This is a genomic window from Nostoc sp. (assembly GCF_036917455.1).
In the GTDB taxonomy this organism is placed as follows: domain Bacteria; phylum Cyanobacteriota; class Cyanobacteriia; order Cyanobacteriales; family Nostocaceae; genus Nostoc.
The window spans coordinates 114,186-138,185 of sequence record NZ_JBALDK010000141.1 but is presented as its reverse complement, the minus strand read 5'-3'; the positions used below and the strand labels follow the sequence as shown (position 1 = coordinate 138,185).

The 24,000-nt window shown below is 39.9% G+C and carries 21 protein-coding genes; 10 read left to right on the top strand and 11 right to left on the bottom strand.

Going from position 1 to position 24,000, the window contains the following annotated elements; genetic code table 11:
• Positions 1-394: 394 nt before the first annotated feature.
• The 3 genes from V7K42_RS15015 to V7K42_RS15005 all read right to left on the bottom strand — a co-directional run bounded on the left by V7K42_RS15015 (position 395) and on the right by V7K42_RS15005 (position 2,112).
• Entirely contained in the window at positions 395-1,414 is a 1,020-nt protein-coding gene (locus V7K42_RS15015) for an aldo/keto reductase (protein ID WP_334917355.1), read from the bottom strand.
• A gap of 111 nt (positions 1,415-1,525) precedes the next feature.
• Positions 1,526-1,861 carry a cytochrome c6 PetJ gene (petJ, locus tag V7K42_RS15010; protein ID WP_334917353.1) on the bottom strand — a complete coding sequence of 112 codons (336 nt, stop codon included), beginning with the start codon at positions 1,859-1,861 and terminating at the stop codon, positions 1,526-1,528.
• A 26-nt stretch (positions 1,862-1,887) separates the two neighbouring features.
• On the bottom strand, positions 1,888-2,112 hold the full coding sequence (locus tag V7K42_RS15005) for a hypothetical protein (protein ID WP_334917351.1): 225 nt from the start codon (positions 2,110-2,112) through the stop codon (positions 1,888-1,890).
• Between the two features lie 191 nt (positions 2,113-2,303).
• On the opposite strand from V7K42_RS15005, the gene V7K42_RS15000 reads away from it, so the two are divergent.
• Complete coding sequence (locus V7K42_RS15000; protein WP_334917349.1) at positions 2,304-3,110, top strand: histidine kinase; 807 nt, start codon at positions 2,304-2,306, stop codon at positions 3,108-3,110.
• Between the two features lie 471 nt (positions 3,111-3,581).
• Here the strand turns inward: V7K42_RS15000 and V7K42_RS14995 are convergent, their stop codons facing one another.
• The 4 genes from V7K42_RS14995 to V7K42_RS14980 form a co-directional block, all read right to left on the bottom strand.
• Positions 3,582-3,773, bottom strand: a complete 192-nt coding sequence (locus tag V7K42_RS14995) for a YqaE/Pmp3 family membrane protein (protein ID WP_094341403.1) — start codon at positions 3,771-3,773, stop codon at positions 3,582-3,584.
• A gap of 127 nt (positions 3,774-3,900) precedes the next feature.
• Entirely contained in the window at positions 3,901-4,299 is a 399-nt protein-coding gene (locus V7K42_RS14990; RefSeq protein ID WP_334917347.1) for a phage holin family protein, read from the bottom strand.
• 291 nt (positions 4,300-4,590) lie between these two features.
• Positions 4,591-4,932 (bottom strand): 2Fe-2S iron-sulfur cluster-binding protein, encoded by a 342-nt coding sequence (locus V7K42_RS14985; protein ID WP_334917345.1) that lies wholly within the window; start codon positions 4,930-4,932, stop codon positions 4,591-4,593.
• 13 nt (positions 4,933-4,945) lie between these two features.
• Positions 4,946-7,105 (bottom strand): Tex family protein, encoded by a 2,160-nt coding sequence (locus V7K42_RS14980; protein WP_334917343.1) that lies wholly within the window; start codon positions 7,103-7,105, stop codon positions 4,946-4,948.
• Between the two features lie 554 nt (positions 7,106-7,659).
• Here V7K42_RS14980 and V7K42_RS14975 point away from each other — a divergent pair.
• The 8 genes from V7K42_RS14975 to V7K42_RS14940 all read left to right on the top strand — a co-directional run bounded on the left by V7K42_RS14975 (position 7,660) and on the right by V7K42_RS14940 (position 16,333).
• Positions 7,660-7,875 carry a hypothetical protein gene (locus tag V7K42_RS14975; RefSeq protein ID WP_334917342.1) on the top strand — a complete coding sequence of 72 codons (216 nt, stop codon included), beginning with the start codon at positions 7,660-7,662 and terminating at the stop codon, positions 7,873-7,875.
• Between the two features lie 1,441 nt (positions 7,876-9,316).
• The gene (locus tag V7K42_RS14970) at positions 9,317-9,589 is read left to right on the top strand and encodes a hypothetical protein (protein ID WP_334917340.1); all 273 of its coding nucleotides are present in this window, start codon (positions 9,317-9,319) and stop codon (positions 9,587-9,589) included.
• A gap of 232 nt (positions 9,590-9,821) precedes the next feature.
• Positions 9,822-10,205 carry an EamA family transporter gene (locus V7K42_RS14965; RefSeq protein WP_334917338.1) on the top strand — a complete coding sequence of 128 codons (384 nt, stop codon included), beginning with the start codon at positions 9,822-9,824 and terminating at the stop codon, positions 10,203-10,205.
• A gap of 35 nt (positions 10,206-10,240) precedes the next feature.
• Positions 10,241-10,597 carry an EamA family transporter gene (locus tag V7K42_RS14960; RefSeq protein ID WP_334917336.1) on the top strand — a complete coding sequence of 119 codons (357 nt, stop codon included), beginning with the start codon at positions 10,241-10,243 and terminating at the stop codon, positions 10,595-10,597.
• A gap of 89 nt (positions 10,598-10,686) precedes the next feature.
• Positions 10,687-11,991 carry an NAD(P)/FAD-dependent oxidoreductase gene (locus tag V7K42_RS14955; protein ID WP_334917334.1) on the top strand — a complete coding sequence of 435 codons (1,305 nt, stop codon included), beginning with the start codon at positions 10,687-10,689 and terminating at the stop codon, positions 11,989-11,991.
• Between the two features lie 45 nt (positions 11,992-12,036).
• Complete coding sequence (locus V7K42_RS14950) at positions 12,037-12,861, top strand: glycosyltransferase family 2 protein (RefSeq protein ID WP_334917332.1); 825 nt, start codon at positions 12,037-12,039, stop codon at positions 12,859-12,861.
• A gap of 484 nt (positions 12,862-13,345) precedes the next feature.
• A complete protein-coding gene (locus tag V7K42_RS14945; RefSeq protein WP_334917330.1) occupies positions 13,346-14,818 on the top strand; it encodes a TldD/PmbA family protein in 1,473 nt (490 codons plus the stop codon).
• Positions 14,819-14,992: 174 nt separating this feature from the next.
• On the top strand, positions 14,993-16,333 hold the full coding sequence (locus tag V7K42_RS14940; protein WP_334917328.1) for a TldD/PmbA family protein: 1,341 nt from the start codon (positions 14,993-14,995) through the stop codon (positions 16,331-16,333).
• A gap of 70 nt (positions 16,334-16,403) precedes the next feature.
• Here V7K42_RS14940 and V7K42_RS14935 read toward each other — a convergent pair whose 3' ends face one another.
• The 3 genes from V7K42_RS14935 to mgtE form a co-directional block, all read right to left on the bottom strand.
• Positions 16,404-16,844, bottom strand: coding sequence for a pentapeptide repeat-containing protein (locus tag V7K42_RS14935; RefSeq protein WP_094328783.1), 441 nt, complete (start codon positions 16,842-16,844; stop codon positions 16,404-16,406).
• Between the two features lie 272 nt (positions 16,845-17,116).
• A complete protein-coding gene (locus V7K42_RS14930) occupies positions 17,117-18,130 on the bottom strand; it encodes an aspartate carbamoyltransferase catalytic subunit (protein ID WP_334917366.1) in 1,014 nt (337 codons plus the stop codon).
• Positions 18,131-18,249: 119 nt separating this feature from the next.
• Positions 18,250-19,602: a magnesium transporter gene (gene mgtE, locus V7K42_RS14925; protein ID WP_334917326.1), complete on the bottom strand. Its 1,353-nt coding sequence runs from the start codon at positions 19,600-19,602 to the stop codon at positions 18,250-18,252.
• A 366-nt stretch (positions 19,603-19,968) separates the two neighbouring features.
• Between mgtE and V7K42_RS14920 the strand changes: the two genes are divergently transcribed.
• A complete protein-coding gene (locus V7K42_RS14920; RefSeq protein ID WP_334917324.1) occupies positions 19,969-20,223 on the top strand; it encodes a hypothetical protein in 255 nt (84 codons plus the stop codon).
• Positions 20,224-20,754: 531 nt separating this feature from the next.
• Here the strand turns inward: V7K42_RS14920 and pruA are convergent.
• Entirely contained in the window at positions 20,755-23,724 is a 2,970-nt protein-coding gene (gene pruA, locus V7K42_RS14915) for an L-glutamate gamma-semialdehyde dehydrogenase (RefSeq protein WP_334917322.1), read from the bottom strand.
• Positions 23,725-24,000 lie beyond the last annotated feature (276 nt).

Sequence of the window (24,000 nt, the reverse complement as noted above, 5' to 3'; positions counted from 1 at the left end):
TAACCCGGATTTCTCACCACATGTCGATTAAGCCTGCGCTTGAGCAGGGGAGCAGGGGAGCAGGGGAGCAGGGGAGCAGGGGAGCAGGGGAGCAGGGGAGCAGGGGAGCAGAGGAGAGTTCAAATACCAAGTTCTTTCCCCTCTGCCCCTCCTTCGCCTCAAGCTTGTGAGAAATGCGAGTATTAGTTTTTTCTTCCCCTGCCTCCCCTGCCCCTCTGCCCCTCTGCCCATCCTTCCCCTCAAGCTTGTGAGAAATGCGGGTTAAGATTGTTCATTTCCTCCATGTCTTCCTCCCCCGCCTTGCTTAAAGCACAGGTGTAGAATTCCCTTTTGATGTTGAAGGAGGCAGGAGGCAGAGAACAGTTTTCCCCCTGCCTTCTGCCTTCGTTGATAATTATCGCCGATATTCGTCGCCACAATCGCCGATTAGCTGATACAAATCTCGTGATTGGCGAGATACGGCACTAATGCGATCGCGATCGTCAGCATCTAAACTAAAACTAAATGCTTTGGCGTTATCTTCTATATGTTCAGATAGACCAAGTCTGGCACCAACTATCACACCGCCCACCGTTGGCTGATCTAAAATGTAACGTACTGCTATGTTGGAAATGCTTACTTTATGCTTATTAGCAATTTCCTTTAAGATAGCTAGCAACTCTTGAAATAATTGCCAACCACCCCAAGCATCGATCGTATTTTTATATTTTTTCAAACTAGCAGTGGAGAGATCAAATCCTCGTGGTTCTGGTTTGCCCAAATAGTTTTCTGATAACAAACCGCCGCACAGTGTACCGTAAGTAAAAAGTTTTATGTCATGCTGCTGACAAAACTCCACCATATTAACTTCGGGACGGCGATCCACCAGGGAAAATTGCACTTGGTTAGAAACAATTTTGATACCTGCTTCGGTAATAATCTTCAGGTTTTCTGTGTCAAAATTTGTTAAACCTAGATGCTTAATTTTACCCTCAGTTTGAAGTTCTGCCATATATTTGAGGGCATCTAGGTAATTTTTATCCTGATATTCCCACCAATGGAATTGCATTAAATCTAACGATTGCACATTCATCCTTCTCAGGGAAATATCAATATTTTCTTCAACCAGTTTTTTTGTGATTTTACCTGGACGAGGTACCCATTTTGTAAAAGCTTGCACCTGAGATAAAGCATCTTTCCCACGAGTATCAATTAGTTGACAGCGAAACTCACCAATAAAGTCTTCTGCAGGACCATAATGATCTGCTAAATCCCAAGTGATAAAGCCTGCATCTAAATATTTGAACATAGCCTCAATGGCGGCTTGAGGATTGATCTGTCCGTGTGCGCCGGAGACTTGCCACATCCCATTTAATATGCGGGAAATATTTAAATCAGGAGTGAATTGAAGACGGCTGGCGGCGGGTGAGTTCATTTTCAATTTATGAGTGAAAAGTTAGGAATGGGAAGACTTAAGAATTACTAATAGATAAATCATAACTGATAATTCCTAATTCCTAACTTCTAACTCCCAACTCTTAACTTTCTAACGCCAGCCTTTTTCAGCTTGTTCGAGAACATAAGCAGTAACGTCTTGAATTTGCTGTTCAGTGAGACGCTCTTTGTAGGCTGACATATTATTTTTACCATTGGTAACTATGGATGTAATTGCCTCTATTGAATCCATCCCATACTTTTTTAGGGCTTGCTTTTTGAGATTTTTTCCACGCCTGACTATGTTGCTACCGTTAATATGACAACCAGCACAATGAACACTAAATATTTGTTCGCCGTTAACTGTATCTGCCGCACTAGCAGGTAAAGTAAAAGTACTTATCAATAATAAAAATGTTACTAATACTAATGTGAGTATGTTTTTCAATTAACTTCTCCTGATTTGGACAATAACTATAGAGATTCAAAGTCAGTTGTAAATCCAGTAAAATTGGCACAATCTTCTTGAAATGATTCTGCATCGCTAATATCCTCAATTTTGTAGGACATGATGCGTGTACCATCTGGCATTTTTTTTGAACCGATTAATTCCCCTTGATACTTCTCTGCGATCGCTTTAAATTCAGTACCATAAACCTTCCAGGCATCGCCCGAACAAGTAATATTTACTTGCCACATATTTCACTCCTAATTACTACCACTAAATATTCATCATCTCACAAATGGTCAACATCCTACACATCACTGCTGTAGGGTTAGAATTTTCTATCTAAAGGAAGTGCCTAGCTCAATCAGGCTGCGTCATAATATGGGTGTATGAACATGTCTAGAAACTTTTATCCCAATTAGTTAAATTCCAAGAGTTGAAAATGCCTAACAATATCAAACAACAAATTCAAGCAGACTTGCAACAAGCGAAAGAAACTGGACAATTAAGAACCGATAGAATTAGAGAAATTGTTAAATCGGCAGTTTCTCAAGTAGGTTCTGAGTTTAAACAAGGTTCTAGCGAACTTCGTAGCCTTGTTAGAGATGCAGTTTCTGCTGTAATTGAAAACTTCCAAGAAAAAGGTAGCGAACTCAAAGATGAAGTGACAGCTTCTATTGAAGGAGCGCTGGAAGGAATTAATAGTCAAAGACACGAAGCCATTGCTAAAACTCAGACAGATATCAAGCGGCTACAGGCTCAACTGGATGGTGAGGAAGAAGAACTCCAGCAAGAGGTTGATGTAATCTTGGCAGAGATTGAAGAGACGGGTAAGGAAAAACCTGCTAGTACTAAAACTGCTATTGATTCTGCTGTCAATACTATTAAAGATAGTGAAGAAGCAGCATTGTTAAAGAAACGTTACGCACAACTGCAAGCGCAGCTAGCGATTGTCCGAGCTAACTTAGCTGCACGCTATGGCGGACGTTCTCTGGAGGTTCAAGATTATCTAGATGAGGCTAAACACTGGTATGATAAAGCCCGTCCCCAAGCTGAGGCCGTAGTTGTACAGGTAGGAGAGAAGCGATCGCAGCTAGAAGATAAACTAGGAGAAGCTGGTACATCTCTCGCAAGAAAAGAGCGTCAAATCAAACAAACATTGCGAGAATTGCTTTTAACAGCAGCTGATTTATTCAAAGATAAGGATAAGCAACCTGCTGAGAAAGAACGGGAAACTATTCATAAATAGACTAGACTGCTTCTTCACAAAAAGCCTGACACATATATTTTTCGTAGGGTGTGTTATGCCAAAGGCTAACGCACCTTTTAGTATGAAACCTGAAAAACATCTAAATTGCATAATCAAATTCAATAAAACTCTTGTGGAGTGTAAAATATGAGTGCCCAGTTTAATATGCTGGACAGAATCTCATCCCACAAGGTTTCAAGCGCAGCCTCAAAGACAATTGATGTAAAACCATTCCTTTGTCAGACCACACCAAATTTTCTTTCTTTGTGTTCTTCTCTACGAGACGCTATGCGAATGCGCCCTTTGCGGTAGCCTGTAGCTGCTTTGCGTCTACATTCCTCATATAATTTGGCGCATCTTCTCTTCATAAAAAACTAGTAAACTTCTAGTTTTGCTAGAAAGTAAAATGGTGGGTTACAGCTTTAGCTGTAACCCACCATTTTTTAGGTTTCCTAAAATGAATCTTGCGTATTAGTAAGTACGTCCCTCTGGATTAAGTTGTTCTTCATGCTTGGCAATGACCCAAATTGCATGAATACTACCGGGTAGCCAACCTAAAACTGTCAGCAAGATGTTAATTAATAATGTTGGGCCAACTCCTACTGTCAGGAAAACGCCTAAAGGAGGCACTAACAAACCTAGAGCAAAACGAACTAGTTTCATGATTTTACAACTTTGTAATTTTGTTTAGTTACATTCTTTTGAAGATGCCGAATGAGGAAATCCACCTTCGGATATTTTTTTTAGAGTAGAGAAGTGATGAAATTACTACTTCTACTCCCTGTAATATTTATCTAGAAGGTAATTCATTTTGGCTTTTGACATCACTACCGCCGGTTAAAAGGCTTCTTTCAACAAAGTAGTTGTTAATGAAAGTATTAGCAAAAGTTAGAATCACTGGCCCCAGAAGGAAACCAATAATCCCACTGACTGAGAAACCAGGAACTAGTACTGCTGCTAACCAAAAACATAAACCGTTGACAACGAGCGAAAATGTTCCAAATGATAAAAAGTTAAGTGGTAGCGAGAGACCAGACAGAACTGGTTTAACTGAACCGTTAATTAGACCAATTACGAAAGCAGCAATCAAAGCTGCCGGGAAATTGGCAATATTAACGCCTGGAACAACTACATCAACAATTAATAGGCTCAAAGCTGTAGCTAGAGCGGTTAATAATGGTGTCAACATTTTTTTGACCTAATCACTAAAGATGTTTTGTTTGTAACTTCTGATCTGATCTTTAACTATGTGCCAGACTTTCACCTCTCTAGCAAGGTAGAATTTGCTTCTACCATTAGGTCTATCATTGAGAAAACTATAATAGTTCTTAGATGGATGCAATACAAAGTAAAGACGCATAGCTATACGCCCCTATTCTGTTTAACCAATTAATTACAAAACTTGCAATTACTGTGATGAAATGTTTTGTGTTTTTGAGGTGTGTCATCTGTTTAACGCACCCACGAATTTAAGATTAATTTAATCAGATTTTCTAGACTCAGGCTTATAGTAAAGGGCTGACTTATATAAGACTGGTTCTTGATGGGTTTCTAAAGTGCAATTAGACAAAGGGTAAGTTACACAAGTAATAACATAACCAGCCTGTATTTCACTTGGACGCAGAAATTTTTGCTCGCTTTGATTAACTTCACCACTAATGAGTTTAGCGACACAGGCAGAACATTCGCCTTGTTTGCACCCAGATGGTAGACGGATACCAGCATCTTCCGCTATATCCAAAATATATTGATCGTCTGGTACTTGAATGGTGCGATCTAACCCAAGTGTAGGATTGATGAATCGAACTTGATAAACTGCCATCTGCTGCTTAAAATTATTGTTTAACTGCTTTCATCGACAAACTAATCCGCTTGAGTTTCTCGTCGATTTCTAACACCTTCACTTTAACTACTTGTCCGACTTTGACAACTTTGTTGGGATCGTCTATAAATCTATCGGCAAGTTGGGATATATGCACTAAGCCATCTTGATGTACGCCGATATCGACAAACGCACCGAAGTTAGCGACATTCGTCACGATTCCCTCTAGTTCCATTCCCACCTTTAAGTCCCTAATTTCTTTAATTCCTTCTCTGAAGGTGGCATACTTAAACTCAGCACGGGGATCTCTACCTGGTTTTTCTAGTTCGCTGAGGATGTCGCGGAGTGTAGGTTCGCCGACGCTATCGGTAATATATTTTTTCAGGTTGGTCTTTTTGAGTTTTTCGGCGATTTCTGTCACCTGATTTAATGGCACATTTAGATCGGATGCGATCGCTTCTACTACAGAATAACTCTCTGGATGAACTGCTGTACTATCTAATGGGTTGTCACCGCCACGAATCCGCAGAAAACCCGCAGCTTGTTCAAAAGCTTTTGGCCCCAACTTTGGAACTTTCAAAAGTTGGCGGCGATTTTTAAAGGCTCCATTCTGATTACGATGAGCGACAATGTTATTGGCAACAGTTGCCGTAATCCCAGAGACGGAAGTCAGAAGTTCTTTAGATGCAGTATTCAAGTCTACGCCGACGTAGTTAACGCAGCTTTCTACAGTGTCATCTAATTTCTTTTTCAACAACTTCTGATCGACATCGTGCTGATATTGTCCCACACCAATGGATTTGGGATCGATTTTCACCAGTTCCGCCAAAGGGTCTTGCAAACGGCGACCAATGCTAATGGCACCGCGCACGGTAATATCTAAATCGGGAAACTCTTCTAGGGCTACACTACTTGCAGAATATATAGATGCACCAGATTCATTCACCATCACTTTAACCGGTTTGCGTTCTATTGTTTGCAATACTTGCGTCACAAACTCCTCTGTCTCGCGGGAGGCTGTACCGTTACCAATGGCGATTAACTCAATCTTATATTTCTCAATCAGATTTTTGACAGTTTGTGCAGCTTTCATACGTTGTTCAGCAGCTTGGTGGGGGAAAACCGCTTGGTATTCCAAAAATTTCCCCGTTTGGTCGAGGACTGCAACTTTGCACCCAGTTCTAAATCCAGGGTCTATCGCCAAGGTTGGTTTCATTCCGGCTGGTGCAGATAGCAGCAATTCTCGCAGATTAGTTTCAAATGTCTTGATTGATTCTATATCTGCATAAACTTTTTTATCAGAAATTACCTCTCCCATTAGAGATACTTTCATCAAACGATTGAATGCATCCTTCAGCATCGCCTGATAAAAATCTCGAATTGACCAAACTTTGGTTTTAATTTCTTTCGACTCCAGATAGTAAAGTACCGTATCTTCATCGAAAGCGATTTCAAAGCTTAATATTTTTTCGGTTTCACCCCGACATAACGCCAGCATATTGTGAGGTGCAATATTTTTTACCCTAATTTGATAGTTACGGTACATCTCAAATTTGGTTGTCCCTTCGGGATAATCATCTTTGATGCGGGAAACAAATACCCCTTCATCTAGAAGATAATCGCGGATATATGCCCGTAATTCAGCTTTTTCAGCAATTTCTTCGGCTAAAATATCAGCAGCACCTTTAAGGGCTTCTTCTGCGGTTTTGACTCCCTTGGTTTCAGAAATATACTTAGCCGCTTCTTCATCCAGTGAAGCTGTTACAGCATTTTTGAGATTTAGTGACTTGATAAACTCCGCCAGTGGTTCGAGTCCTTTTTCTCTAGCGATAGTGGCGCGGGTACGTCGTTTTGGGCGATAGGGTAAGTATAAATCCTCAAGTTCGGTTTTTTGTAAGCAGGATGAGATTTTAGCTTTCAGTTCATCTGTGAGTTTACCTTGTTGGGCGATCGCACTTAAAATCACCGATTTGCGTTCTTCCAGTTCTGTTAAATAAGTATATCGATCGGACAGTTCGCGTAGTTGCACTTCATTCATCTCATCGGTGCGCTCTTTACGGTAACGTGCAATAAAGGGAATTGTTGCACCCTCCGCCAAAAGTTCCAGCGCGTTTTGCACCTGATGGGGTTTGAGGTTTATTTCAGTTGCCAGTAGTTGAGGAATATTCAGCATTAGGTGTCTAAAATGAAAAAATGAAAATGCTACTTCTAAAGGTAATACGCTAGATCCTTATCTTGGCGCAAGACCAAAGTTTTAAGCTAATTTACCGAATGATTTCTCACAAAAGTGTAATTTGCGAAATAGACAAAACCAACCTACGCAGTTTTTCAACTCTATCAATCTACATAGACAAGTAGTGCTAGTATAAAATTTTACATTTCTGTAATCAATTGGGAGAGTAATAGGGACTTGCATCACCACAATAGATTGTCTAATTTTACACTTAAACCGAGCTGCATCTAGCCTCTCTTCACCTCCTCTTAAAGTTAGCTAGACGCACCGCCAGCGAAAAGGATTTATTCACCAAGCTTTTGTGTGCTTCATCTATAGGAAGAATTATTCCAATTAGTGTAATATCCAACCTTGCGTAATCTTGATTTTCTATAATATTTATTTCGATAGACTGTTGTGGCTAAAACCTTATTGGATGTAGAATTGACCACAACTCCAAAAACAACTTCGATTTGTTTACAAGCAAAACAACTTTTAGCTCAGAGGTTAGTAATATGCCTTTGTTTTTCTTGATACCACTGTGTACTGCTTTAGCCACTGGCTACTTCTTTAAAAAGAGTAATGATGAAATTGCATATCTTTCAGGTGTATTTGCAGCCATTAGCTTGATATTAAGTTTAGTGTTAGCACCTTGGCAGATTCAGTTTGGATTGTTAATCATGGTCTTTATTATGACCAATAGACTTTTGCAGGAGAATCAGTCCAAATAAACTGAAACTACAGGATAAACAACCTAAAGAAATTAAATAATTTCAACCATCACCAACTAGTTTTTTGTTAATTTTAACATGCTAGAAATTCTCACATAGCTAGCCCATTAATGTGCTTAAAGACAGAGATTGGAATCTTTGATTTAGCAAATTGTTCTGTATGAGTAAGATTTTAAGTACTTGAGACTCATTTTTTGAATATAATATTTACTAATTATGGTAAGCTCGATGTCCTATCCCAGTTCACAAACTCGATGCTGAAAGACTGTTAAGCTTTTCCATCTATAAAGGCAATACCAAGTTTTAAAAGTATATTTATAATCAATCGTGAGATAAAATAAATTATTCTGACTTACTTGGTGTCGGAATGAACTCTCAACGAAGTTTTGTCTGAGATGTCTGAATTTGAAGGTTTTTGTAGATAAATATAAAACGATTCAGACTCTTAGTTACTATACATAGCAACCCGCTTTAATTTCTAAATATTATTTACGTGGTGCGCGAAGCATCGTAGACAGGCAATAGGCAACTGGAAAGAAGGCTCTTTGAATTATACTAAGTTTTTTAAAAAATTAAATATGAGTCCCATATATGTTTTTTTGCGAGCTTAGATGTATTAGTGTAGCATGATGCTACTCTTTACTTATGCCTGCACTATTATTCGAGTTTAAATTCTGCATTGTCAAACTCTTAGCTTGCCACTTCTAGAGCCTGATACCAAATACCTACTTCTATGAGTTTATTAGCCAGAAAGGGCTTCATAAATCTACAAATTCTTGAAAATAAAAATTCACATACAGAAAGCTTTTGATTTGTGAAGTTTTTGTTTAAGTATATTTTCAGTAAATGAATTTTTGATGAAGTATAGCGATAAATATGCAACACGCTATTCTCGTGGTATTCTAGTAAGTGATTGTATGTATCAGTAAATTTTGAGGTAAAACTCTAGTTAAAATTACATATAGTTAAGAACAATTCAGCAACACTAATATTACAATAATGGAAAGACATTTCAAATCTGCTTAAACCAACGTAAACAGCGAGTTGATTGCCAAACGTTAGTTGACATTAGCTATTAGTCTCAAATACTCCATTTGGACATTTACTAAAATTCCTCAGAACCCTGTAAAGCTAGCTACCATAGACTAGATTCATCTATCTATGATTTTCGCAGCCAAGCAGACTTTTGTTAATCGTTTTGTTCCCATGTCTAAAAAGAGTATTTATATACACTCAACTTGAGTAAAAATTTTTATTAATCGGCTCAGTTACCAGCCGATATTACAGATATGGATGTGAACCTATAGGAATTCTATGGTATGTCAATAAGTTAATTAAACTTTTCTGGAGAAAATGGAGAACATTTATCAATCTAGTTAAGTTAATTTCTTGAAAAGTTCAATCGTGTCTTTAATAAGATTTCTACAGCAGGATGCAACTGATGAAAATTAATGAATGGATTAATCAAAAATTATGGCAATCCACTTTTATTAGTTTAGCTCCATCTGTTGAACATGCGCGTCTAATCCAATTTCAAGATCGGATGTCGCGGACGGCTAGAACTTGTCTAGAGCGATTTTGTGATGAAATGTCGAACCTGCACCATGTCTGCATTCACTATGACATAAATGTTGCGATCGCACTAAAAGTAGTTTTGAAGCATAACTGTGTGGAAGATTTCTATAATTCTCGCTCATATTGGAATTGGACATAATCCAGCAACCCTCCTAGAAGCTGCATAGTATTTAGTTGCTAACTTTTAGACATTAGCTTCGATGGTCATTTTGATATTAGTCACGTCAACATAGCCTTCCTAGTTTTATTGTCTATTTACTGAAGTGAAAGTCGAATCATACAGAAGGTGTAGCCGAAATCAGAAGCGTTCAAAATAACGAGATGTTTACTGTCAGGTTTATACCTACTATCTCGATTAAGGCAAATGTACTATGAAATCTATGTCGCAAATTTCAAATTTTAAAATAATTCCTTATTTTATCTTGTTTGTCAGTATTTTATTTAGTATTTCTGGGCAACTGCTGATGAAAAATACTATGAGTCATGCAGAAGAAGGACTATTTACTTGGGAATTTATTCAAAAATTAGTATTAGCTGTTAGTGTTTATTGCTTGGGAGTAGTAAATTGGATATTGGCTCTACGTTCTGTAAAATTGAGTGTTGCTTATCCACTGACTAGCTTAAATTATGTCGGTATACTGTTTGGCTCATACTATTTTTTTAATGAGGTAATTACACTAACTCGAATAGCAGGAGTAATCACTATTTTTATGGGTGTTCTTTTAGTCGTTATTCCGGTTAAAAAATCTATATAAAAACCAAAAGTAAATCTGACAAAAAATATTTACAAATGAACATTATTACTTGGCTACTTTTAATGGTTGTAGTTTTATTCGGAACAACAGCTAACGTATCACTAAAATATGGACTGCACATTTCTAGCCCTACTCAAGGAGGAAGTGCGTCTATCCTAAATCTCTTATTGTCTCGTTATTTTTTGATTTGGTTTATCTGCTATACATTTATGACTATATTGTGGCTTTATGTATTGCGGACAATTCCTCTGAGTCAGGCATTTCCAGTTCTAGGATTAATGTATGCACTTGTACCGATTGCTTCTCACTATCTTCTGAAAGAGCAGGTTATGTTTAGCCAGTGGTTAGGAATTTCCATAATCATTACTGGTGTAATTCTGGTTGTAAACTAATAGCTAAAAAGTAATGGTTGAGATTATTAATATTAAAAACCCCTGAAGATAAATTCCGAAAACATCGCTAAAAATATAAATTTAAATTTATGAATATAGGTATCGTTGGCGGAGGTATAACTGGACTAGTATTAGCCCAACGTCTTGCAAATCAAGGACATAGAGTAACCGTATTCGATAGTAATAAGCAGCTTGGTGGACTTACCACCTATCATGATTATGGGTTATTTACTTGGGATCGTTTTTATCACGTTATCCTCCCTTCTGATACTCATTTAATAAATTTTATTAGAGATATTGGTCTTGGAGATAAGCTACGTTGGCATCGAAGTTTAACAGGGTTCTACGACAATCAAAGATTCTATTCTATCAGTAACACTATAGAATTTTTGCGTTTTCCTCTGTTTGGACTTATAGGTAAAATCAGATTAGCTTTTACTCTTCTATATGGTTCACGCCTGAATGACTGGAGGCGCTTAGAGAAGATTTTGGTGGAAGATTGGCTATTAAAACTCGGTGGTAAAAGTACATACGAAAAGCTTTGGAAACCGTTGCTTCTATCCAAATTAGGAGAGAACTATAAACGGATATCAGCAGTTTTTATTTGGGCTTATATCAAACGACTATTTTCAGCGCGCGATTCTTCATTAAATAAAGAACAACTTGGTTATGTTTCCGGTGGCTATAAAACTGTTTTTGACCATATAGAAAAATTAATTTCCGCGGCTGGAGGCTATATCCACAAAGGGGTTGCAGTAGAATACATCGCGCCTCATCCAAGGGGTGGAATGTGGGTGGAATCTCAGGGTAAAAAGGAACATTTTGATAAGGTCATCTTTACTGGCCCAGTTAATATTTTGCAGCAAGTAGCTGCTAATGAACTGGTAAAAGTTTCAGACACTGGTGAAACAGTAGAATACCTGGGCGTAATTTGCATGGTGCTGATTACTCGCAAAGCTTTAATTCCTTATTACGTAGTAAATATTGCCGATAGAAATATTCCTTTTACCGGAGTCATCGGTATGAGTAACTTAGTTTCTTTGCAGGAGACAGCAGGATATCACATGACATTCCTACCAAAATACATCCTTTCCACTGACCCGTTGCTGAAACAGCCAGATGATGAATTGCGCCAAGTATTTTTCCAGGGTATACGTTTGATGTTCCCAGAACTCAAATCAGATGACATTGTAGCAGTACATATAAATCGAGCTATTAAAGTGCAGCCACTACAAGTTTTAGATTATTCAAGCCTTGTTCCAAAAGTGAGTACCGAAAACGATGATTTTTTCGTCGTGAATACCTCACAGTTGGTCAATGATAGTGTCAACAACAATGCAGTTGTGCGACAAGTCGATGAATTCCTTAAGAAATCAACATTACTGAATTCTTGAGATTTGAGTAATTGTATTTTATTTTAAAAATCATCCGAGGTCTTTATGAGTCTTTTTGTTCTTTTACCCGCATACAACGAGCAAGAATCAATCCGCCCCTTGTTCAAAAGGTTTCAGACATTACAGCAAATCTCTAATATGGAGATAAAACTGATTCTTGTTGATGATGGTAGTAGTGATGCAACTGCTGAAACTGCTTCAGACGAAGCTGAATCACTGGGGGTAGTACTTAAATTAGTCCAACATCCCAAGAATGCTGGTTTAGGTGAAGCAATTAAAACAGGTTTCACAACTTTCTTAGAAATTTCTAAAGAAGGCGATTTTTTAGCCGCAATGGATTGCGACAACACTCAACCACCAGAACTCTTAATCAAGATGTATGAAACAATGATAGCTGGTAGCTATGATATTGCGATCGCATCTAGATACCGCAAAGGCTCTAAAGTCATAGGTTTATCAAAATTTAGAGAGATAATGAGTTATGGAGCAAGCTGGCTGTTCAGAATTGCCGCCCGTGTACCAGGTGTCAGAGACTATACTTGTGGTTACAGGTTATATAACCGTAATTTTGTTAGTAAACTGGATATGTATTATGGCGACAATCTATTCACTGAAAGTGGATTTGCTTGCATGATAGATTTACTGCTAAAAGCCAAACCCCTCAGACCAAAAATTGCAGAAATTCCAATGGTTTTGAGATACGACCAAAAGCCAACTGCTAGCAAAATGAAAATTCTGAAAACTATTACTCGAACATTGAAGCTCCTGTTTAAGAATCTTACATCCACAGGACAAACTGCCAATTTAGGTCAGACTTTAAATGAGCCAGGAATCGCAAGAATTCCACTCAAAATGGCAAATCGTAAATAAACCAGAGGTTATAGTCTGGATTAAATTAAGTATTTGTAGCCAAAAATTACATATTTAGTAGGAGTTAGTCGATAGATAGAGCATCTCCTAGCTCGTGACTCTCTTCGTTGAAAAGAGTACTAATTAAATACATATAAGTGCATCTCATTTTACCCTGACATCCTCAAGAGTGCGAACTTTCAAAATCTCAGCCCGCCTTTGCGGGCTTTTTTATTGACAAGCCTTTTAAAGGAGGGTTAGGGACAATACGGTTCGGTTAAGGCGTTTATTCCTCGAAGATCCCCCCAACCCCCTTTAAAAAGGGGGGCTTATAACCATCTTTTACCCCCTTTTTAAGGGGGTGGGGATCTTAACCGAACCGTATTGGGGTTAGGGAAATCCACACTGCTGTTCTACCAGCTGTAGCTTTCACTGATTTGTTAGACTGAACACACCAGGATTTTTCAGTCAAATCTCTGAACTACGCCAGCAGACGAGGCTACCCATGCTTACAAGTACGCTACTTCTCTCGAATCAACTTCCCACTTTACAATATTCCTCCACACCAGAGCGTTTCGATGAAACCTGGGAAGCCCCCCTGGCTACTCTCCTGGGATTAGGACGCGCCGCAGGTGCTGATTTTATCGAATTATTTTTAGAGCGTCGCAACTATATTAGTTGTCTTGCAGAAGAAGACTCCATCACTAGTATTTCACCAAGTCTGTCTACAGGTGCAGGAGTCAGAGTATTTCGCGGCAAAGCCGATTGCTACGTCAGTACTAATGACCTTTCATTTTCTGGTTTAAAAGCAGCTTTAGAAAAAGGTCTTTCTATCCTGGGATTGCAATTACCTACTGCTAAAGCTTTCATTCCAGAAATTAACCTGGAATTACTGAGAGATTACGCCACCAAAAGAGGTAAAGATGCATGGCTACCAGTGTGTAGCTCCATCCGCGAAATGGGAGAAGTTCTTCTGGATGGGACTGCCAATCTGAAGCAAAAAGCTAGCCACGTCCAATCGCGCCGTGCTAGCTATTTCCGGGATTGGCAAGAAGTTTTAATCGCCGCCAGTGATGGGACTTTTGCCCGTGATATTCGCCTCACCCAGTCAGTAGGATTCAACCTATTGTGTGCTGATGGTGCTAATCGTACCTCAATTGGCGATCGCGCGGGTAATACTAGCGATGCCAATTTCTTGAGAACTTGGGATTCTCAACAAGCCGCCGAAAAAATCGCAGAATCGGCTGGAAAAATGCTCTACGCCGATTACGTCGAATCTGGTACTTACCCGATTATTATGGCCAATCACTTTGGCGGTGTAATCTTCCACGAAGCTTGCGGACACTTACTAGAAACAACTCAAATCGAACGCAATACCACTCCCTTTGCTGACAAAAAAGGCGAAAAAATTGCCCACGAAAGTTTAACCGCCTGGGATGAAGGGCGCTCTGAAAACGCTTTCGGGACAATTGATATGGATGACGAAGGTATGCCTGCTCAAAGAACTCTATTAATTGAAAAAGGCATTCTCAAAAACTTCTTAGCCGATAGAACAGGTTCTGCACGCACAGGACACCCCAGAACTGGAAGTGGTCGCCGCCAAAATTATACCTTTGCTGCTGCTAGCCGGATGCGTAATACTTATATTGATTCTGGCGAATATAGCACTGATGAATTATTTGCCTCTGTTGATAAAGGTATTTACTGTAAAAAGATGGGTGGCGGTAGTGTTGGTGCTACAGGTCAATTTAACTTTAGTGTTGATGAAGCTTATTTAATCGAAAATGGCAAAATCACTAAACCGTTAAAGGGAGCAATTTTGATTGGGGAAGCGAAGGAAATTATGAACAAAATTTCTATGTGTTCCCAAGATTTGGAAATTGCGCCAGGTTTTTGTGGCTCTGTGAGTGGAAGTATTTACACCACAGTTGGACAACCTCATATCAAGGTTGATTCTATTACCGTCGGTGGACGATAAGAGTTTTAGATTTTGGATTTTGGATTCTAATATTCAAAATCCAAAATACTCAAGTTCTCTGATTATCTAGTGGATTCAATCTAAAATCCCAAAGAACAAATTGCCTGACTGTTGCTTCAGTCATAATTCTCCGAGAGAAATACAAGCAATAACATCCACAATCAAAAATTTACTATGCCAAATATCAATGAAATTGCAAATTCTGCCAAGGATAATGCTGATAAGCTTGGCATTAAGAAATTCGACATTTATGGCTCAACGGTAGATGATACTAGCGTGCAAGTAGACCAAGGTGAGCCAAAACAAGTCAAAGCTTCAAATCGCTCTGGTGTTACTGTTCGTGTCTGGAATGAAGAAAATACAATGGGTGTTACCAGCACCACAGATGTAGACCCCAAGGGACTGGAATTAGCTTTGAAAACTGCTTACGAAGCCAGTTTTTTTGGTGTTAAAGAAAATGTTCCTGATTTTAGTCCTGAAGCTACTGTTCCTATTCCGAATAAACATCAGGATAAAACAGACCAAGCACCTGTTGCTGAACTCATAGAAAAATTATTGGTAGCGGAAAAAGAATTACTGGCAGCCCATCCAGCAATTAAAGGTGTGCCTTATAATGGTTTATCGCAAAGAGATGTTGACAGGTTTTATCTAAATAGCGACGGTGCGGTGAGAACTGAATCCCACTCCTTAACATCAGTTTATCTTTACAGCAAAACTGAAGAAGAAGGAAAAAAACCTCGCAGTGCAGGTGCTTATAGAATCAACCAAAGTTTAGATAATCTAGACATCAATGGTTGCATTAAAGAAACCGCCGATAAAACTATTAGCCACTTGAACTATGAAAAAATTAAGACTGGTAAATATCGAGTTGTTTTCTCAGCCGAAGCTTTCTTAAGTTTGTTGGGTGCTTTTTCTAATTTATTCAACGCCCAAAGTATTTTGGATAATCAAAGCTTATCAACTCCTGATGATTTAGGTAAGGAAATTGCTTCTCCTCTGCTTTCAGTTTATGACGATGCACTGCACCCAGCTAATGTAGGGGCAGAAACTTTTGATGGTGAAGGAACTCCGACTCGTCAAATTTCGTTGATTGAAAATGGTGTTTTAAAAAGCTTTCTTCATAGTGCAGGTACTGCCAAAAGGTTGAATTCCCAGCCCACAGGTAATGCTAGTATTGGTGCAAAAGTTAGCGTTAGTCCGAATTTTTATCACGTTTTTACAACAGCAACTCCTGAAGAAGAATTGAGTTTAGAAACTGCGGAAAATGTGATTTTTATCGATGATTTACAAGCTCTCCATGCTGGAGTTAAATCCTTGCAAGGTTCCTTTTCTCTGCCGTTTGATGGTTGGCTAGTTAATAAGGGTGTGAAGACGAGTATTGAGTCAGCAACAGTAGCTGGCGATTTCTTGGAACTCTTAAAGTCAATTATTTATGTAGAAAAAGAAGCTGAGTTAACGCCAGGGGGAGTTTGCCCGAAAATCTGGGTTAATGAACTCTCAATTACTGGTGAATAAAGCTTAAAAAGTGCAGAGTTAGGAGTTGAATCTAACTCTTAACTCATCACTTTCAAATCATGACTCACCATTAGTATTCCCCACCAATGCTAATGGCAGTATTAAATACATCAGCGCCGCTTAAATCAATATTAGCCAAAATTGCGCCATTTACGTCACTGTTATATAAACGCGAATTACTCAAATTAACGTTGGTGAGATTAGCGTTATTTAAGATAGTATCGCTGACAAATGCTTTTGTGAGATTAGCAGACTTTAAGTTTGCGCCCGTTAAATCAGCACCTTCTAAATTAGCACCTTCGAGATTAGCTCCCTTTAAATTTGCATTTCTTAAGTCAACACCTATGAGGTGAGCGCCTTTTAGGTTTGCTCCTGTTAGATTACATCCAGAACATGCTCTAGTTTCCAGCAAGCGCCGAACAGGGGCGGAGTTTTCTGCTTTGACGGAAAGGGGAGCAGCTAAAGATAGCGTGCTGAGTAAGGCTGCTGCCGTCAAAAAGATTGCTTTCATATTTACCTCCGACACTTCTAAAAGTCATTAAATTTTTGACTTCTATGATTCTACTGTCTCAAATTTTGAGAACTATGTCCTCATGCGATCGGAGGAATACATATTTTCTATGTGATTAGGTATTCTTGTGTAAGTTAGTCCAATGGGATTAATTTGAGTTCTATCTTGTTAAACTGTTTTGCATTGAATTTGCACAGACTGGGCGGGCAAGATGCCTACTCCACAAGAGTTTGATTGAATTTGATTATGCAACTTAAATGTTTTTCAGTTTATTAAGCCTTGCCACTGCCTAATAAGTACAGCAGAGCCATCCGAACGGCGATACCGCTAGTAACTTGCGATTGAATTAGACTAAATTCTGGGTCATCCATCAATTCAGAACTAATTTCAACACCCCGATTAACTGGGCCTGGATGTAGAACTTTGACATTAGGTTTACAAAGTTGCAACTTTGTGCGTGTAATGCCAAATAACTGATGATATTCTCGCAAACTTGGCAGCAAATGAGCCGTCATCCGTTCCTTTTGTAGGCGTAGAGTCATCACAAAGTCGGCATCTTGTAAAGCTGGTTCTAGCTGCCAATGCAGAAAAAGTTGGGGAGTGGGCGAATTACTTTTGACTCCTAACTCTTCACAGATATATTCGGCAAATAGTTTGGGTAAGAGGGTTGGTGGTGCTGCCAGATGCACTTCGGCACCACTAGCAACTAAACTCCAAATATTCGATCGCGCCACGCGAGAATGGAGAATATCTCCAACAATGGCAATCTTTTTTCCCTTTAAAAGTTCCAGTCGGGGACTAGCGGGGTCAATTAGAGTACTTATGGTAAATAAATCTAGCAGTGCTTGGGAAGGATGCTCGTGTTGACCATCACCAGCATTGAGGACACTTACTCGTACACCTAAACGATCCATTTCAGCTGCGATCGCATTTGGTACTCCTGCCTCTCGATGGCGGACTACCATAATATCAGTTCCCATTGCCAAATAGGTCTTCGCTGTGTCGAGAATTGTCTCTCCCTTTGTCATGGAAGATGTGGCGGCGGCAAAGTTTAGCGTATCCGCACTTAAGCGTTTCGCCGCCAGTTCAAAACTGCTGCGAGTCCGGGTAGAAGATTCAAAAAATAAATTCGCTACCACCTGTCCCTGCAAAGTTGGCACTTTCTTTGTCCGCCGCGATAGCACCTCTTGAAAAGAGGCCGCAGTTTGCAAAACTGTATCGTATTCAGTGGTAGTGAAGTCAGCTAAAGAAAGAATGTGATGACGATTCCAGGTAGTAGTAGGCATATTTGGGGGCTGGGGACTGGGGACTGGGGACTGGGGATTGAGGATTTGGGGAGATGAGGGAGAAATAATCAATGCCCTATGCCCCATGCCCTATGCCCAATGCCCAATGCCCAATCCTTTCAAGTTGGTAAATGGAAAACATTTAAAGCTAGAGAAATTAGGCTGAGGAACGTTAAAAACCCAATTGTATCTAGCATTGTAGTCACTAACGGGCCACTAACCAAAGCAGGGTCAAGTTTCAGCCGTTCCAAACCCATTGGCAGTAACGTGCCGAGTGTAACAGCCACAATTGTATTAGTTGCCATGACCATGCCGGCAATTAAAGCCACCCATCGCTCTTGGGGTCTCGCCCAAATTAAGGAAAGCAGGATCATGGTTGTGGCTAAAGCTAAGGCTGTACCTAAACCTGCTAAAAGTTCTTTGCGGAGAATTTTCAAGGTATCTTTGGGTGTTACCTCGCCTACTCCCAACCCGCGAATTGTTACCGTTAATGATTGAATACCGACAGTACCACCAGTATTAGAAAAAATTGGCATGATTACTGCTAAAACTGGCACTGCGGCAATTACAGATTGAAAAGGTGCGATCGCACTGGCTGCACCAATATACAATGCCATAATGCCCAACAGCCAAGGTAAGCGGTTGCGAATGGTGAGTAGAGGAGAGGATAAAACTGCTTCATCACCACTCACACCCGCGAGTTTTTGGATATCTTCTGTGGCTTCCTCTTCCAAAATATCCATGACATCATCAATGGTGACGATGCCAACCAATCGGTCTTCGCGATCAACTACGGGGATAGCGATTAAGTCGTAGCGCTGCATGATTCGCGCCACTTCTTCTTGAGGGGTTTCGGTTCTAACTTTGATGACGCGATCGCTAGAAATATCCTTGATGAAAACATCGGGAAAGGTAAACAGCAACTGGCGCAGTGAAACTACTCTTACCAACGTCCGATTATCATCGGTGACGTATGCGTAGTAAATCGACTCTTTATCTTCATCCTGACGGCGGATTTTACTTAGGGCTTCACCTACAGTCAAACCTTGTCGCAAGCGAACATATTCGGTTGTCATCACCCGCCCAGCAGTACCCTCTGGATAGCCGAGAATCGTTGCTGTTGCTTGCCTTTGCTCTGGACTGAGTTCTTGCAATAGCCGTTTTATTACCCCAGCAGGTAGTTCATCAAACAATTCTGCCCGTTCGTCGGGACTCATGGCTTCTACAAGTTGCACTACCTGAACATCATGAAGTGAATTAATTAGTTCTTCCTGCACCTCTGTGGGCAGATATTCAAATACATCAATTGCCTGAGCTTTGTTGAGTAAACGGAATGCGATCGCGCGTTCTTTCTCAGGTAATTGTGTAATGTAATCTCCTACATCCACAGGTTGCAAGCGATTTAAATCCCATTTCAACTGGTTCAAATCGGTAGTATCAGTCAGCAAATCACGAATATCTTGTGTGAGCATGAGATATATCTCCTAAGTCTCCCCCGCGCTGGGAGACTGCCTCGCCAGCTCAGAGGAGGTTGATACTGCCATCTGGTGGACTATTGCCCATAAAATTTCAACAATTCAATATCGATATCTAATCAAGGCATCGCTAGTCATCTATCCTAACCCGGAATAGCGCTCTCCGGGAGATACTGAATATTAGGATTCAGCTATTGTAACATTTGTGACTATTGAATAACTTAATTGCCATCTGATTTTTAAGTAATTTTTGCGTTACTTAAAGTAGATTTTACTACTGCCACTAGCTATGTCAAGCCAATCACCGAATTTACTCGCAAACTTTATAGAGTTAAAATATTTACAATAATCAATAAGTAGTATTTGGTATCAAGCAACTTCATCCGTAGTCACCTGGATGACGGAGAATCAGAAATAGGTTGGCAGATCTCACCTCATAGTCGCGGTAAGGTGTTTAAGGTTTGGCGATCAGCTAATCTTAAATCAAACCAATCATGGGAAAAAATAATTATTTTATTCTCATCCGACGATATAAAAGCTTTTGATAAATTTTTTGTTTTATTTGAAGAATTCGTCAATAGAGATAAAATCTTGGAAAATGAAAAAAATGAAGTTTAATTGATAATCTGCATAGTAATTGAGTAGTAGAGTTACTAGGGCAAACGCATCTAAATTATTCTTGATCGCAATCAACGTTAAGAACCAACGAAAAAATCAGCATTTCTCGTTTGGTTTAGTTTCCAAGACTCAAAGCGATGTTTCCGACGGGCTATTCGGTGTCGCTAGACGTGTGTCTTCCAAGTTAGGGACTTCCAAATAAAAAAATATCCCAAATTTTCTTGTGGGATGGGCATCTTGCCCGTCCTAATATTGGGGACGGGCAAGATGCCCATCCCACAAAATGGATAATTTCTTTCTTGGAAAGCCCTTAAATAAGAATTGTACGTTATTAAAATGACACTCAATGTATTGTTATCGCTACCGCTACGCTTATGTAATTCGTAATTCCATAGGGGTTGAAATCCCCGTCACAAAACATGATTACGTTAGCATAGCGGTAACGAGTCTGTGTACCCCTTCTCTATGAGACACTCCGCGAAGGCGGAAGCAAGTATCTCATAGAGAGCGTTATTACGAACTATGAATTGTTTAATCTGCACCTTCAATTGGTGCAAAACCTTGGCGCTGAATATTTTCTGTTACTGCACGTGGTTCCAAGAATTGCAGGAGGTAATCAGGGCCGCCTGCTTTAGAACCTACTCCAGAAAGTTTGAATCCACCAAAGGGTTGTCGCCCAACGATCGCTCCGGTAATATTGCGGTTAATGTACAAATTCCCAACTTCAAATTCTGTCTGCGCCTGGTGAATGTGCGAAGGTGTTCTAGAATAAAGTCCTCCAGTTAAAGCGTAGTTTGTCCCGTTGGCGACTGCTAACGCTTCCTGGAAATCTTTCACCCGAATTACTGCTAGCACAGGGCCAAAAATCTCTTCCTGCGAAATTACCGCATTTGGCGAGACTTCACTAAAAATCACAGGCCCGATAAAATATCCTTGTTCGGGTGCTGGTAATTCCAAAGCTAATTGTGCTTCTGCCTTACCCTTCTCAATATACTCGCGGATGCGATCGCGGGCATTAGCATCAATTACCGGCCCAACTTGGGTACTAGGTAACTCTGCTTCCCCAATATTCAAGGATTTTGTTGCTTCTACCAATCGTTGCACAAAGGCTTCATAAATCGGTTCCAGCACAATCACTCTAGAAGCAGCAGAACATTTTTGTCCGCTATAACCAAATGCCGACTGCACCACCCCTACAACTGCTTGGTCTAAATCAGCACTTTCATCGACAATAATCGCATTCTTGCCACCCATTTCAGCAATTACCCGTTTCATGTGCTTTTGTCCGGGTTTCAAAGTAGCCGCTTCTGCGTAAATTCTACAGCCTACTTCTTGAGAACCAGTAAAAGCAATTACATGAGTCTCTGGATGATTTACCAAATAAGCTCCGACTTGCGAACCCTTTCCAGGCACGTATTGAAATACACCTTTAGGAAAACCAGCATCTACCAAGATTTCTGTGAGTTTGGCTGCAATTACAGAAGATGTTTCAGCAGGTTTAAGAAGAGTACAATTCCCTGAAACTAAAGCAGCAACCGTCATTCCACATGCGATCGCCAGGGGAAAATTCCAGGGAGAAATTACTACAACAATTCCCCGTGGATAGTAGATATAACGATTAGTTTCTCCGGCAAGGTCATAATTAACACCTTTATCTAGCCGTTCTATCTCATCAGCGTAGTACCGACAAAAGTCTATCGCTTCCGAAACCTCTCCATCGGCTTCCTTGACTGGTTTTCCAACTTCCAAAACTATCCAAGCTGAAAGTTCGGCGCGGCGGAGTTCCATCAAATCACCCGCTTTTCGCAAAATATCAGCGCGTTGTTTCGCGGGTGTTTTCCTCCATTCAGGAAACGCTGCTTTGGCTGCTTGCATCGCCTGTTCGGCTTGTTCAAGGCTAATCAACCCAACTTTACCAACTACTTGACTGAAATTAGAAGGATTGAGAGAATCAACAAATTCCGGCGGATTCACATATTCCCCATTAATTAACGGCAAATAAGTTTTACCCAATTGTTGACGAACGCTTTGGAAAGCTTGCGCCACTTTCGTTCTTATCTCTTCCACTGCATAATCTGTATCAGCAGCACCAAGGAAATGAGAGTTAGGAATTAAAGATTTTTCTTCTTTGACAAATGGCGGCGCTAATAACTCTTCAATTGGTCGATTTTCGAGATTTTGCCGTAAAAATGAGCTATTAGCTGTATTTTCTAACAATCGGCGAATTAAATACGCCATCCCCGGTAATAATTCACCGTAGGGACAGTAAACTCTGACTCGATAACCCTTGTCAACCAAAGCTTTTGCAACTTTATCACCCATGCCGTAGAGGACTTGTAATTCAAAGCGACGGCGGGGGACATTTAAACTTTCAGCTATAGCTATGGCGCGAGAGTGCGATCGCACATTATGGCTACCAATGGCAGAATACACATATTGATGATTTTCTAGCAATAACTGAGTGATGGTTTCAAAGTTAGCATCAGTTGCCGCTTTATCGTTGTAAACTGGCTGTTTCCAATGCTTCTGGGCTGCTTTGATAGTTTCTTGATCCCAATATGCACCTTTCACCAAGCGGATTGTTAAGGGATAACCGCGTTCTTTCAACCAAGAAATTATGTTTTTGGCATCTTTCTGGCTATCACGCAGATATGCTTGAATTGTCATACCAATATCTGTGCGTTGCCGAAATTCTTCTTCTAGTAAGAGTTTTTTCAGGATGCTGAGAGTTATATCCTTATAAGCATACTGTTCCATATCAAAATGCACAGCTGCGCCCAACTCTTTAGCACGACGTAAGAGAGTACGAATGCGATCGCTAACTCTCTCCTCACTACCTTTAGCATCTAAAGGGTCAAATTGAGAATAAAACGCCGTTAATTTAACAGAAACCTGAACTTTTGGGATTGCTTCGCCATCAGCCTCATCAATAGCCGGGATAGCTGCCCAATTCTTCGATGCTTCTACCAATTGTTGCATTAATTCTAGATAGCGTTCCAGATAAGACTGCGCTTCAGCTTCGGTAATTACCGCTTCACCAAGTAAATCAATGGTGAAAGCCATTTTTTCTTTTCGCAATCTTTCAACTGTTTTGATGACTTGTTTAATATTTTCCCCAGAAATATATTTATGAGCAAGAGTCTCAACAGCTGTACCAACAGTTGTAGCAGCAACTTGTCCCGGCATCGAGTCGGGATTAGCAAAGTTTAGCATTCCCTTCAAAGCTACCGGTAATTCTACAGACTCATCGCCTAAATATTCTTGTAAATGTGAAGCGATTTCTGATTTACTGTGCAAAGCAGGTAGCGTATCTATAAAGCGAAATAGTTGTACCCGCAACCCAGGATTACTCATCGCCCAAGCTAGTAATTTATCATCCCAGCGCATTTGATCGCGCAGGGAAGAAAAAAACGAACGATTTTCTTGGGTTGCTGCGAGAAGTTGTTTAGCAATTTCTTGGGTTTTAGCTTCGTAGGTACTTGTTTCTATTTGTAATACCACTGATAATAAACTCCGTTAATCTAGACAAGGCTTTTTGTACAAAGCCTGTGTCTTCTATTTTGACTCTTTCATTTAGCTGTCACCATATTTAGTGGTTTGCAAAGGAGAAATTTAAGTCTGACAGTTAGAGAATTATAAGTAGTGGCTTTTAATCCAATACAGTTCAGTTAAGGATTTTGGTATTGATTTATGTATTTAGAGACGTTGCAATCCAATGTCTCTAGTTTTAATCATCAGAGTTTTTCGAGACATGGATAATTGGGAAAAATGGAAGAT